This window comes from Pandoraea sp. PE-S2R-1, from assembly GCF_002179865.1.
Taxonomy (GTDB): Bacteria; Pseudomonadota; Gammaproteobacteria; order Burkholderiales; family Burkholderiaceae; genus Pandoraea.
The window spans coordinates 808484-822839 of the sequence record NZ_NGUR01000010.1 but is presented as its reverse complement, the minus strand read 5'-3'; the positions used below and the strand labels follow the sequence as shown (position 1 = coordinate 822839).

Sequence of the window (14356 nt, the reverse complement as noted above, 5' to 3'; positions counted from 1 at the left end):
ACTACTGGATACCACGACTCATGGCATTTCCCGGTCCGGCGTTTCTCGCTCTCTGGAACGACGTCACGCCGCAGCATGCGCAGGAATACAACCGCTGGCACACGCGCGAACACGTGCCGGAGCGCGTCGGCATCGACGGCTTTATCGAGGGGCGGCGCTATCGGCACGCGCAGCCGGGACAACGGGAGTATTTCACCGCCTACGGCGCGGTGTCGCCCGAAGTCTTTCGTTCGATGGCGTACCTGAACGTGATCGACGAGCCGACGCCGTGGTCGGCCAACATGCGCTCGACCTTGACGAACGTGCTGCGTGCGCCTTGCCGGACGCTAGGGTCCGTGGGCGGGGGCACCGGCGGGGCAGTGGCGTGTGTTCGCCTGCAAGCAGGTTCCCCGGTGTCGTCGCCGCTATCCGCCATCTCGCCCTTGCTGGAGGCGTGTGCCGCGCTGGACGGTGCCGTCGCCGCTCATCTGGGCGAAGTCTTCGACGCACAACCGAACGCCTTTGCCCATTGGACGGCGTCCAATATGCCCACGCACGTGCTGCTTGTCGAGACGGAGGATATTGCGGCGGCAGAGGCATTGCGCGAACGCATTGCGTCGCTCGCTGCCGACACGTTGCCGGTGTTGGCGCCGCCTGCCGTCGATGTGTATTCGCTGATCTTTGCGATCGGCCACGATGACGTCGACGCGTCGCTGCGCCGCACACGGTAAGCGCGTGCGGCGACGCAAGACAACAAGATTGATGGAGTCCCCCCGATGAAAGCCCTTCAGAAAACGACCGCCGCCTTCGGCCTTGAATGGCGTGACGTTCCCGAACCCGAACAGCCCGGTGCGCTCGATGTCATCGTCGACGTGACGGCCGCCGGCATATGCGGCAGCGATGTGCACATCTACGACTGGTCGGGTGGCTACGACTTCCTTCGATCCGCCTTCCCGGTGACGCTGGGTCACGAGTTTGCGGGCCGTGTTGCCACACTCGGTGCGGAAGTCGATACGCTGCGTACCGGCGATGCGGTCGTTGTCATTCCCTCGGTCGAATGCGGCGTGTGTGAATACTGCGTCTCCGGGCGCGTCGATGACTGTCGCGAACGCCGAGGCATCGGCATGATGCGCGACGGCGCATTTGCCAGCCGTGTGCGCGTGCCCGCGCGCAACTGCCTGACGCTGCCGTCCGGGCTAGATGCCGGTGTTGCGTCGCTGGCAGAGCCGCTGTCCATCGGGATGTCGGCGGTCAAGACGGCGGAAGTGCAAGCCGGTGACCGTGTGCTGGTCATGGGCCCGGGCACGATCGGTCAGGCGATTGCGGTGCTGGCGAAGGCGCGCGGTGCCCGCGTGGCGATCGTCGGCCATAACGATGCGGAACGTCTCGCGACGGCCCGTGCGCTGGGTATCGACGCCACGTTAGATCTCGACGGCGCCCCAGAAGGGGCGATGCGCACGCTACTCGGCGAGAGCGAATACGACATCGTCATCGAGGCGACGGGCGTTGGCGCGGCAGTGCAAGCCGGGCTGGACGTGTTGCGACCGTCGGGCGTGTTCGTGGTCTGTGGCATCCACGGCGAACCGATCAGCTTCGATGGCGCGAAGCTCGTACGCCAGCGTCACCAAATTCGCGGGACGTACCGGGCGACGCGCGCGACGTGGCAGGAAGTGCGTGATTTTCTGGTGGAAAACCACGCCGCGCTCGCTCCGATGGTCACGCACCGGCTGCCGCTGGCGCAAGCCATCGACGGGTTCGAAATGGCGCGCAACAAGATCGGTTCGAAAATCGTACTGGTGCCCTGATCGAGGGGCGGGCAAGTTGGCGTCAGGGGGGAGGGCGATTCAACTCACCGCCCCCATCACGACGCTGACAGTGTGCTCACGCCCGTCGTCGACCAAGGCGACGCGTTTCGACCCCGGCGGCAGTCGCTCACTGTCAACGTCGATCGACGCAATCCCCTGTGTCACCCCGTGCGGGTTCGTGAACGTTACGAGATAGCGCGACTTGCCATGCCGGTAAGTGAGTCGGAATTGCCGCCACTCGTGCGGGATGCAAGGGGCGAGCGTCAACGACTCGCCGTGCTTTTTCACGCCGAGGATGAACTCCACCGCGCCGCGATACATCCATCCGGCGGAACCCGTGTACCACGTCCATCCGCCGCGCCGCACGTGGGCGGGGGCGGCATAGACATCGCCCGCCATCACGTAGGGCTCTACCTTGTAGGCATGCACACCCGCGCGGGTGCTCGCATGGTTGATCGGGTTGAGCATCTTGAACATCTCGCTCGCCCGATCGCCGTCGCCAAGCATGGCGTGCGCGATCATGCACCATGCGGCCGCATGAGTGTACTGGCCGCCGTTCTCCCGCACACCGGGCACGTAACCCTTGATATACCCCGGGTCTAGCGGTGTTTTGTCGAACGGAGGCGTCAGCAGCAACACCAGATCGTCGCCGGAGCGCACCAGATAGTGCTCGACCGATTCCATCGCACGTCGCTGACGTTCGGCTTCACCGGCGCCGGAAATCACGCTCCAGCTTTGTGCGATGGAGTCGATACGGCACTCGGCGTCACCGGCTCTGCCCAGCGGCGTGCCGTCGTCGAAATACGCACGCAGATACCATGCGCCGTCCCAAGCGCCGTTGTTCAACGCCGCTTTCAGCTTGCGGGCGTGCTCACGCCACCGTTTGGCGGCGAGCGTCGCACCGCGCGCGTCGGCGATGGGGGCGAATGCGCTCAGCGTGGCGTACAGAAACCAGCCGAGCCAGATGCTTTCGCCCTTGCCTTGATAACCCACGCGGTTCAGCCCGTCGTTCCAGTCGCCGCCACCGATCAACGGCAAACCATGCGTTCCCGTGGTCAGGCTGCATTCGATGGCGCGCTCGCAATGTTCGAACAAGCTGCCGGTTACCGAGCTCACGGTCGGTGCAAAGTACGCGTTCTCATCGTCTGCCGGGACCGGTGGTCCCTCCAGATACGGCACGTGTTCATCGAGTACGGCAACATCTCCGGTCTGGTCGAGGTAGTGCGCCAGCACGTAAGGGAGCCATAGCCGATCGTCGGAGATGTGGGTGCGCACCCCCCGATCCGCCGGCGGATGCCACCAGTGCTGCACATCGCCCTCGGCGAATTGATGCGCCGCCGCTTTCAGCAAGTGGGCGCGTGTCAGGTCGGGGCGAGTGAGCGTCAGCGCCATGGAATCCTGAAGCTGGTCGCGAAATCCGTAAGCCCCGCTCGCCTGATAGAACGCCGTGCGCGCCCACATACGGCACGCGATGACCTGATACAGGAGCCAGCCGTTCACCATCAGATCGGCGCTGCGATCGGGGGTCTCCACTTGCAGTTGGGTCAGGATGTCGTGCCACTGCGTCTTGGCGTCGGCCAGCACGTCGAGCGGCGACTGCCGGCGATACTGCTGAATCCATTGACGCGCCGCGTCGCGATCGGCGGCCTGACCCAGCATGAACGTCAGTTGCACGCGCTCCCCCGGTGCCAGTGAGACCTGCGTGAGCAGCGCGCCACACGGGTCGAGACCCGCGCCGGTCCAGTTGCTCAATGACACCGCCGGCGTGAGTGCCACCGGCTGCGAAAGATTGCCGTTACGGCCGATGAACTCCGTTCGATCTCCGGTCCAGCCAGTTTGTTTGCCCAGCCAGTCGATAAACGCGACGCGCTCACCAAACTCGGCATTGCGGCGATTGCTTGCCAGCATGGCGCCGGTTGCCGGGTCGATCTCGGTCACGATGAACGGGGCATTGGCGGCACGATCGCTGCCAAGCACCCATTCCACATAGCCCGTCACCGACAGCTTGCGATGATGCCGCGACCGGTTCTCGAGCGTGAGCACCGAGAGCTTGACCGGGTCGTGCCAGCTGACAAACTGCGTCAACTCGCTTCTGATGCCATGCGCGGTGTGCTCGAAGCGGCTGTAGCCGTGGCCGTGCGCCGCGATGTATCGCGTGTTTTCCAGTCGAATCGGCAACGCCGTTGGTGTCCACAACTCGCCGCTTTCGTCGTCGCGCAGATAGAACGCTTCGCTGCAAGGGTCCGCGACGGGGTCGTTCGACCACGTCGTCAGTTGATTCTCGTGACTGTTCTCTGCCCACGTGTAGCCGGCGCCCGACTCGGAGACCTGAAAGCCGAAATGCGGGTTGGCCACGATGTTGATCCATGGCGCCGGCGTGCGCTGGCCCCGGCCCAGCACGGTGACGTATTCCGCACCTTGTTCGGCGAAGCCGCCCAGCCCGTTGAAACACTCCAGCACCGGCAGAGCGGCGGGGGCGTCGTCGACGTCTTGTTCACGTTGCGCATGAAGGTGGGCGACGGGCACGACGCGGCGGCTCTCGACGCGGCGCATACGCACCACCTGCTCCTCAAGGCTGCCCTGCTTGGCACCCGCCAGCACCGCACGTGCGGTACTGAGCAACAACGTCAGTTCGTCGGGCGCCATTGCATCGGCGCGAAGCACGAAGATGCCGCCATGGCGCGAACCGGGCGCCGGTGTCACTTGCGCGCCGCTCACCATCGTTTGCAGCGCGCCTTGCAACTCTTGAATGTAAGACACCTTGCGCTCGTTCAGGATCACCAGATCGACCGGAAGCCCCTTGCCTTGCCAGTACTCATGCGCGCGCAGCAGTTGTCTGACCGTGTCGCGGTCATCCATGTCGTCCACCCGCACCAGCACGATCGGCAGGTCGCCGGAGATGCTGAACTTCCATAGCGCCTGCACGCTCAGCGTGTTGCGCTTGAGCAGATCGCCGCCGGGGCGCATCACGGGGTCGGAGTAAAGCACGCGATTGGCGAGGTATTGGAAGAGATGCGCCTCGTCGGCGGTAATGCCTAAGTGATGCAGGTTGACCTGACCCTGTGTCCACGCGAGCGTCGAGGCGCGCTCGAAGCAGGCGGGGTCGTGGTACTTGTCGGTCAGATCGCGGATGGCGTCCTGCGAGTCGGCCACCATCGTGGCGAAGACGATATGTTCGGTCGCGCCAGCCGCGATGGTGACGCGCTTGCGCAGGCTGAAAATCGGGTCGAGCACCGAGCCGACGGTATTCGACAGCGGCCGGCCGTCCATGATGGCAACGGCATTGCGGATCGAACGCCCGCGCCCGAGGAAGCAGACCCGATCGGTCTCATAGCCCACGTTATCGCCCGGCGTCGCGCTGGCCAGCACGTGTGCGGCCCAGACGGGGGTGTCCGCGCTGCTGCGCGGGCGTCGCATGGCCACCAGCCCATGCACTTCAGGCAAATATTCCGTCTGGACAAACAAGTTGGAGAAGGCCGGATGCGCCGCGTCGGTCGCCATTGGCGCGAGCACGACTTCGGCATAGGAGGTCACTTCGATTTCGTGGCTGTCGGCGCCGGCGTTGGTAATCGACAGACGCCGGATCTCGGCGTTGTCTTCTGGCGAAACCATGATCTCTAACGATGTGACGATCGAGCCTTCCTGACGAACAATGCAGGCACGGTCTTCGGAGAACGAGACTTCGTAGCGTTCTGGCTCGAGGCCCAGCGGCTGAAACGCGGCGGACCACACTTCGCCGCTCGCGGTATCGCGCAGAAACAGGTGACTGCCCCACGCATCGCAGGTCGGGTCTTCGCGCCAGCGCGTCACGGCGAGGCCGGCACAGAGGCTGTAGCCCGAGCCCGCCGTTGTGACCATTACCGAGTACTCGCCGTTGGACAGCAGGTGGGTCGACGGGATGGCCTGATTGGCGGACTGATATCGCCGTACGACCGGCACGGTCGTCTGAGCGGCGCGCACGGTATCGGCCACATCGGGTGTGAGGTCGACGACGCCGATTTCTCGCGGGCTGGCCTCATGCAGCAGGAGGTCGGCGGCATGCACCAGCGGCTGTCGATGAAAGCGCTGACGCATGACGCCGCCGAGCAACACGTTGGCCAGCGCCACCAGCGCCATGCCTTGGTGATGGGCCATGTAAGTGCGAACAGGTACAGCGGTGCAGTTTTGCGGCAGTCGTGAGGGCGTGTAGTCGACCGCGTCGTAATAACCGTAGACGCCACGACCGCCGACCGCGTCGAGGCGCTGAAAGTTGGTCACGGCGTGGGGGGCGTCAAACATGGCCGCGAGGGCTGTGGCATAGGGCGCGATGACCAGATTCTGCGCAAGCCCGCGCTTGAGCGCCAGTTCCGGCACGCCGAACGCCGCATATTGATAGGTCAGGGAGCGGTCGCGCACGTTGTAGGCGGACTCCGAGATGCCCCAAGGTACATCGCGCTCGCGGCCATACGCCCGCTGGCACGCGACGGCCAATTCGCAACTCAGGTCCAGCAGGCTGTGCCTCGGGTATTGCATCACCAGCGAAGGCATCAGGTATTCGAACATCGATCCCGACCACGACATCAGCACTGCCGACCGGCCGTACGGGATCATGCTGCGTCCCAGCCGGAACCAGTGCGTGGCCGGTACGTCGCCTTTCGCTATGGCGATAAAGCTCGTCAGGTGGGCTTCGGAAGCCAGCAGGTCGTAGTACGAATTGTCGAGTTCGACTTCGTGCACCCGAAAGCCGATGGCAAACAGCCGGCGGTCGGTGTCGAACAGGAACCGGAACTCCATCTCGTCGAAGAGTTTGCGCGCCATCTGCGACACCGCACTCAATCGCGCGTCGATGGCTGCACGCGCGGTAGTGTCGACCGGCTCGGCGGCGGTGGCCTCGTCTTTGTCATCGGTGGCACCCTCTGTAACGGGCGGCGCATGCAGCGGCAGGTCGCGTAGATGGCTGCTGACGTCGGCGCGGATGGCATTCGCCCACGCGAGCACCTCGCTGTGCGCGGCGTCCCCGCGTTCCTGCGCGAAGGTCTGGGCCAGATCGACCAGCGTGGTCGCCAGCGAATCCAGCAGATGCCAGCGCCAGCGCCAGTCTTCCGTCGCGGCAACCGGGGGCATGGATGGCGCGGCCGTTGCGGTAGGACCGGGCGGTGCGATCAGCGTTTGCTCGAGCGCATCGAGGCCTTCGATCAACTGGCTGCGATTGACCGTGAGCGTGCGCCGGTCGTCACGCTCGCGGTCGATGGCGTCGCGCAGCAGCCGGGCGGCATCGCGCACCCCATCGAGCTGGGTCGTCGAACAGACCGGTTGCCGGGCCATGTCGGCACAGCCGCCCATGACGGCCAGCAGATGGGCCGCCAGATTGCCGCTGTCGACGGTCGACACGTATTGCGGCAGCAGGGGCTCAAGCGTTTGTGTGTCGTACCAGTTGAAGAAATGTCCCCGGTAGCGGGGCAACTGCGCCAAGGTGCCCAGCGTCGCCTCCAGCCGTTCGATGGCCTCCATCGTGCCGATCCAGCCGAAATCGCGTGCCGACAGCACCGACAGCAGATAGAGGCCGAAGTTGGTCGGCGAACTGCGATGCGCGACGACGGGCAGCGGGTCTTCCTGAAAGTTGTCCGGCGGCAGATGGTGTTCGGCATCGTTCACGAACGTGGCGAAGAAGCGCCAGATTCGCCGGCCTGCCATGCGCATGGCAGGCAAGTCGCTGGCAGCAAGCCGGGGCAGCGGCTTGAGCCACGCAGCGTGGCTGATCCACTGCGCGATCAGCGGCGAGACTGCCCACGCCAGCAGAAAGGGCGCGGCGATGAACAGACTGTGCGGCCGCCAGTACGCCACGGCCGCAGCGGCCAGCCCGGTGATGACGATGGCACCGCGCAATGACCAGAAAAACTCACCGACCGAGCGCCCGGCCAGCAACTTGGTCTGCGCCGCCGTGACCCATTCCAGTAGACGCCGGCGCGAGATCAGCAAGCGGTAGAGGGTGCGCGCGATGGCGTCGGCCGCAAGCCACGCGTGGTTGGCCAGCATGGTGACCACGATGGCCGTGTGGCCGATGGCCCAGAGCACGTCGCGTCCCACTGCCCGCCAATGACTGCGCAGCGAAATGCCGCGCTCGCCCGGAAACAGGCCGTGACCGATCATCACGATCGCGGGGGCGCTGATGGCAAGTAACACCAGACTCGTCCATACGCCGACCGGCGCATTCGTCAACATCCAGCCGCAGAGCAGCGTGCCGAGCATCGCGGGCGCCGACAGTGAGCGCCGCAGGTTATCCAGCATCTTCCAGCGCCCGACGGCAGGCAGCTTCTCGCCGTTCGTACCGAACAACCACGGCAACAGTTGCCAGTCACCGCGTATCCAGCGGTGCAGTCGAGCGGCAGCGACCTGCGCGTTCGACGGGAAGTCTTCGAACAATTCGATATCGGTCACCAGCCCGCAGCGCGCGAAGATACCTTCGAACAGGTCGTGGCTGAGAATGGTGTTCTCCGGGATTCTGCCCGTGAGAGACGTTTCGAACGCGTCGACGTCGTAAAGCCCCTTGCCTATGTAGCTGCCTTCGCCAAGCAGGTCCTGATAGACGTTCGACACCGCACCGGCATACGGATCGATACCGCAGGGTCCGGAAAACAAGCGCTGATAGACGGACCCTTCGTGAAGCGTCGGCAACGACGGCGTAATGCGCGGCTGAAGTACGCCGTAGCCTTCGACGACACGACGCGTCACCGGGTCGATCCCCGGTCGATTGAGTGGATGGGCGGCAGTGCCGACCAGTTGGCGCACCGCATCGATCGGCAGCCGCGTGTCGCTGTCGAGGGTGATGACGTAGCGCACGTCAGCGGGGGCTTGAGGCGGCACGCCGTCGATATCGACGAACGATGTGTCGGTGGCGCCCCGCAATAGTCGATTGAACTCGTGAAGCTTGCCGCGCTTGCGTTCCCAAGCGAGCCACTTGCGCTGGGCTTCGTTCCACAGCCGGCGGCGATGGAACAGGAAGAATCGCGGCGAGTTGCCACTCACATGGGCATACCGCGCGTTGAGCATCGCGACACGCTCACTCGCGGCCGTCAGCAAGGGCAGGTCGCTCTCAAGATGTTCCGAATCGGCGTCTTTCCAGTCGGAGAGCAGGGCAAAGTAGACGTCGCCCGCCGCATTGGCGAGGTAGTGCAGTTCGAGCTGATCCACTTGCTCGTTGATGCCCGCTTCGTTTGTCAGCAACGTGGGCACCACGACGAAGGTCTTCAGCGTTGAAGGAACCCCCTGCGCGAGCTCCATGCGGGGCAGATGGCGCGGCACGATCAACTTGGTCAGTATTTGATCGATCGCCATGACGGCCAGATCGGAGGCAGGGATGGCGGCGAAGATGGCGAGCAGCAGCAGCCCGAGTACGCTTACGCCGGCCTGATGGCTCAGCCACAGCGGGTTGACCAGAATCAACGCGCTCAAGCCGACGATCGAGGCGATGTAGAGCGCCGATCCGCGTGAGGTGTAGGCGCGAAGACAGCGTTGCGCGAACGGCACCCGATAGCCGATTTCGCGCTCGAACTCGCGTCGCCCCGCTGCCAGCAGGTAATAGCCCGGATCGGCGCGCCGTTGCATGTCATGGCTATCGGTTGCGTGATCGAGCCCATTCGGCGGACGTGTCGTCGGGTGTGCAATCGAATGCGCGGCGGCTGCGGCCTTGGCATTCAGCGCGTCGGCAACGGCCAGCTCGGCGAGCGGCGAACGCGCGGCCAGTGTCTCGATCTCATGCCGGTATTGGTCGCGCGTGGCGAAGTCCATCTCGGCGTAGCCGGGGTTGCGGCGCAACTGCGCGTCGACAAGACTCACGTCCTCGAACAGCGGCTGCCAGTCGAACGAGCGCATGTCGCGCAAGCTGCCGACAAGGTTGCGCACCGACATGTTGGCCGCCGCCTGACTGGCGTGCTCCGCCTGTACCACATCGTCCGACGAATGCCCCTGCCGCGCCAGCTGCTCGTTGAGCCATTGCAGCGAAGTGTCCTGATAGCGCAAACGCTGGATCAACTGCACGGCAAAGGCGGGTTCGAACGGTTCGACAAAGCGCGGTGGGCTATTGACTGGCGGGCCTGCCGCCTGCGGTATGCGGCCGTCGAGGGCCAGCAGGTCGTCGGCGTACTTGTCGGCGGCTTCGCGGCTGGCTTGCGTGCGTGTGACGTGAACACTCAGGCGCCGCAGGTTTTCGATCATCACCGCGCGCAGGGTGAGTGGCATGGCCCATAGCTCGGCCATGGTCAGCGGTTCGACCTTCTGATAAGCCAGCACAAAGCAACGCAGCAGCGTGGGGTCGAACCGGCTGTCGGTGTGCGCCACAAACGCCCACATCACGCCGTAGATGCGCGGATAGCCCCTGAGTGGACCATCGAGCAACTGCGGCAGGTTGCGATAGGAGCGCGCGCCAAGCCCGTGACGAACTTCGGTGAATTGGCCCGATACAGCTCGGAAGTTGTCGAGCAGCCACTCTGCGGCGGGCGTGATCGAGCGGCGGCGCAAGGTGGCTTGCGCGGTGGCGTCGTAACAATGGCGCAGCACGCGCTCATTGTCAGCGGCGCGAGAGGCGAGGGCTCGTGCATTGGGGGCGCGCAGCGAGATTCGCTGGGCGTGGGCAAGACTGACGGCGTGTTGTTCAAGCCGTTCACGGCTGAACAGTTCCGCCCGAATCGGTGACTCTGAGGGACCGAAGTCGTTGGCTGCATGATTCGCGCCCATAAAGCGCGAGATGCGCGGCAATTCCCACATATTGACGTCTCCGGAGCGGCAAGCAACGGCCCCTTTCGGTGAAAAGGGCATCCGCCCTTTATCCGCTGGCTTCGCCGGGATGTCCGTCCGCTAGCGGACGGACAGGCCTCATGTCGATGTGCGTACGCCAGCGGACCGACGACGCGTGTCGAATCGGAGAGGCTCGATGCAGGCGTCTTCCCGTTCGTTATCGCCCGTGGGGGCGCGCGTGAACCCAACGACGCAGTCCGAAACTTCAACGCAGTGAGAACGCAAAACTTCATGAGCGAAGACACCTATACCAACACCGGACGCCCCGAGTTGAAGGCAAAGCTGACCGAGTTACCTGCGTGGCATGCCCTGACGCAACACGTCGAGCGAATGCGGCGGGTGCATTTGCGCCAACTGTTCTCGGCCGATGCCACCCGAGGGGAGCGTTTTTCGCTGCAAGCCTGCGGGTTGTACCTCGACTATTCCAAGAACCTGATCACCGCCGAGACGATCGAGCTGCTCGTCTCGCTCGCAAACGCCTGCGGGGTGCCCCGGCAAATCGAAGCGATGTTCACCGGGCAGAAAATCAACGTGAGCGAGGACCGTGCGGCGCTGCATATCGCCTTGCGCGCACCGCGCACGCAGGCGATCCTGCTCGATGGCCGTGATGTCGTGGCAGACGTGCACGCAGTGCTCGACCGGATGAGCGCGTTCACTTCGGCCGTGCATCGCGGTGAATGGCGCGGCTACTCAGGGAAACGCATACGTAACGTTGTGAATATCGGGATCGGTGGGTCGGATCTCGGCCCGGTAATGGCCTATCACGCACTGCGGCAATACGCGTCGCCGGAGATGGTGTTCCGCTTCATCTCGAACGTGGATGGCAGCGACTTTCTCGAAGCCACGCAGGATCTCGATGCCGCCGAAACGCTCTTTATCGTTTGCTCGAAGACCTTTCGCACGAAGGAAACACTGACCAACGCCGCCACCGCGCGCGAATGGGTCGTGCGCTCGCTGGGCGACGAGCGCGCGGTGGCCCGGCATTTTGTCGCGGTGTCGACCAATGTCGAAGCCGCCGCGAAGTTCGGCATCGATGCCCGGCAGTTGTTCGGGCTGTGGGACTGGGATGGCGGCCGGTACTCGATGGACTCGGCCATCGGCTTGTCGACCATGCTCGCGGTGGGGCCTGAGAATTTCCGGTCGATGCTCGGTGGCTTTCACGCCATGGATCAACACTTCCGCACGGCGCCGCTGTCGCAAAACTTTCCCGTGCTCATGGGGCTGTTGTCCGTCTGGTACAACAACTTCTTTGACGCACAAACCGCTGCTGTGCTGCCCTATGCGCACGACATGCAGCGCTTTCCGGCGTACTTGCAGCAACTGACCATGGAGAGCAACGGCAAGCACGTGACGCTCGACGGTGCGCCGGTCGACTACCAGACCGGCCCGATCTACTGGGGCGAACCGGGAACCAACGGCCAGCATTCGTTCCATCAGCTGCTGCATCAGGGCACACGCATGGTGCCGTGCGATTTCATCGGATTTTGCCGGGCCACGCATCCGATCGGCAATCATCAGGAACTGCTGCTGGCGAATCTGTTCGCGCAGACCGAAGCGCTGGCGTTCGGCAAGACCAACGACGAGGTGTGGGCCGAGGGCGTGCCGGACTGGCTGGTGCCGCATCGCGTGTTCGAAGGGAACCGGCCAACCAATACCCTGCTGGCCGACGTGCTCGATCCCGCCACACTGGGTGCGCTGGTGGCGCTCTATGAACACAGCGTGTTCACCCAGAGCACAATCTGGCATATCGACGCTTTCGACCAATGGGGCGTAGAGTTAGGAAAATCGTTGGCCGAGCGCACGCTGGCAGCGCTCAACGGCTCGGTGGCACCCGCGCTCGACAGTTCCAGCCGCGCACTGATTCGATATTGCCGCGAACGCCGCGAAGGCCACGCTGGTTAGCCGAATACCAACGTCATCATTGCAGCACTCGGCATCTTCACTCGCTTGATCAACGACAGGAGGAACGCTATGCAAGTCGGCATGATTGGATTGGGGCGTATGGGCGCAGACCTTGTGCGTCGTTTGACACGCCACGGTCATCAATGTGTAGTTCATGATGTGCGCCCCGCGGCGGTGGCGGCATTGCAAGCCGAGGGTGCCACCGGCGCAGACTCGCTCGACGCGATGATGTCGACGTTGAAAGCGCCTCGCATTCTCTGGTTGATGGTGCCGGCGGGCGCCGTCGAAGCGACGCTTGCAGAACTGACGCCGATGCTCTCGCCGGGCGACATCGTCATCGATGGCGGCAACTCCAGCTTTCGCGACGGGATTCGGCGCGGCGCCGAACTCGCCGAAAAGAACGTTCACTTTGTCGACGTCGGCACCAGCGGCGGTATCGCCGGTCTGACGCGCGGCTACTGTCTGATGATCGGTGGCGAACAAGACATCGTGACCTACCTGACGCCGATCTTTCGTGCCCTTGCGCCGGGCGGAAACGGCGGCCCGGGCGCGGCAAATGTCACGCCGCCGCCCAATGGACACGCGCGGGACGACGATAGCGCCACGGCCGAATACGGCTATCTGTATTGCGGCCTGCATGGTGCGGGGCATTTCGTGAAGATGGTCCACAACGGTATCGAGTACGGCATGATGGCCGCCATCGCCGAGGGCCTGAACATCCTCAAGCAGGCGGGCATCGGCAAGCACACGCACGAGGTCGGTGCCGAGACGACGCCGCTGCGAAATCCCGAGTACTACCAGTACGACTTTGCGCTGCCCGAGATTGCCGAAGTGTGGCGGCACGGCAGTGTGATCGACTCGTGGCTGCTCGACCGGATTGCCAACGCGTTGCGCAAAGACCCTGCACTGGACCAGTTCACCGGACACGTCTCGGATTCGGGCGAAGGCCGCTGGACGCTGGAAGCCGCCATCGACGAAGCCGTACCGGCACCGGTGCTCAGTGCAGCCCTGTTCTCGCGCTTCAGTTCGCGGGGGCAGGCCGGTTTTGCGAACCAAGTGCTGTCGGCCATGCGGCAGGAGTTTGGCGGCCATGCGGAAGCGGCCGCTGCGACGCCTTCACCATCGTCGCCGCCGGCAAAAGGCGCCTGAAAGGGCCAATCGAGGAATCGCATGATGAGCGCGCCACATGACGTCGTTTTTCTGCTTGACGTCGATAACACCCTGCTGGACAACGATCGCTTTCTGGCCGACCTGAAAACGCGCCTGACCGAGTCGTTTGACGATGCGATGTGCGCGCGCTATTTCTCGATTCTCGAATCGCTGCGCTTGCAGATCGGCTACGTCGACTACCTTGGCGCGCTTCAGTGTTTTCGACTCGAAGACATCAACGACCCGCGCATGCTGTCGATGTCGGCGTTCCTGCTGGACTATCCCTTCGAGACGCTGCGGTATCCGAGCGCACTCGCAGTCATCGCGCATCTGCACCGTTGGGGGCCGACCGTAATCGTGTCGGATGGTGACGCTGTCTTTCAACCGCGCAAGATCGCGCGTGCCGGCTTCTGGGATGCCGTCGAAGGGCGGGTGCGCATTTATGTGCACAAGGAACTGATGCTCGACGCCATCGAGAAAGACTTCCCGGCGCGGCGCTATGTCATGGTGGACGACAAGCTGCGGTTGTTGTCGATCATGAAGGGTGTCTGGGGCGATCGGCTGACGACGGTGTTCCCGCGTCAGGGGCACTACGCGCTTGATGCAGAGGCGCTCGCCCGCTACGACCCGCCGGACATCACCATCGAGCGCATCGGTGACCTGCTGGCAGAGGACTTCTCTGCGCTACACGTCAGCACCGAGCCGGTGGCCGCACGCTCACGCTAGTCGATTTCCTTTGCGGGGTGATT

6 protein-coding genes are annotated in these 14356 nt (G+C 64.1%); 5 read left to right on the top strand and 1 reads right to left on the bottom strand.

What is annotated here, in order from left to right; genetic code table 11:
• Window positions 1-20: 20 nt before the first annotated feature.
• Together CDV44_RS14105 and CDV44_RS14100 are read left to right on the top strand one after the other, a co-directional pair.
• Window positions 21-710 (top strand): DUF4286 family protein, encoded by a 690-nt coding sequence (locus CDV44_RS14105; protein WP_087688549.1) that lies wholly within the window; start codon window positions 21-23, stop codon window positions 708-710.
• A 45-nt stretch (window positions 711-755) separates the two neighbouring features.
• A complete protein-coding gene (locus CDV44_RS14100; protein ID WP_087688548.1) occupies window positions 756-1784 on the top strand; it encodes a zinc-binding dehydrogenase in 1029 nt (342 codons plus the stop codon).
• Between the two features lie 39 nt (window positions 1785-1823).
• On the opposite strand, the gene CDV44_RS14095 is transcribed toward CDV44_RS14100, so the two are convergent.
• The gene (locus CDV44_RS14095) at window positions 1824-10526 is read right to left on the bottom strand and encodes a GH36-type glycosyl hydrolase domain-containing protein (RefSeq protein ID WP_170935982.1); all 8703 of its coding nucleotides are present in this window, start codon (window positions 10524-10526) and stop codon (window positions 1824-1826) included.
• A 261-nt stretch (window positions 10527-10787) separates the two neighbouring features.
• On the opposite strand from CDV44_RS14095, the gene pgi reads away from it, so the two are divergent.
• From pgi to CDV44_RS14080, 3 genes are all read left to right on the top strand, one after another.
• Window positions 10788-12458 carry a glucose-6-phosphate isomerase gene (gene pgi / locus CDV44_RS14090; RefSeq protein WP_087688547.1) on the top strand — a complete coding sequence of 557 codons (1671 nt, stop codon included), beginning with the start codon at window positions 10788-10790 and terminating at the stop codon, window positions 12456-12458.
• Window positions 12459-12527: 69 nt separating this feature from the next.
• Entirely contained in the window at window positions 12528-13607 is a 1080-nt protein-coding gene (gene gnd, locus CDV44_RS14085; RefSeq protein WP_087688546.1) for a phosphogluconate dehydrogenase (NAD(+)-dependent, decarboxylating), read from the top strand.
• A gap of 24 nt (window positions 13608-13631) precedes the next feature.
• On the top strand, window positions 13632-14333 hold the full coding sequence (locus CDV44_RS14080; protein ID WP_087688545.1) for an HAD family hydrolase: 702 nt from the start codon (window positions 13632-13634) through the stop codon (window positions 14331-14333).
• Window positions 14334-14356 lie beyond the last annotated feature (23 nt).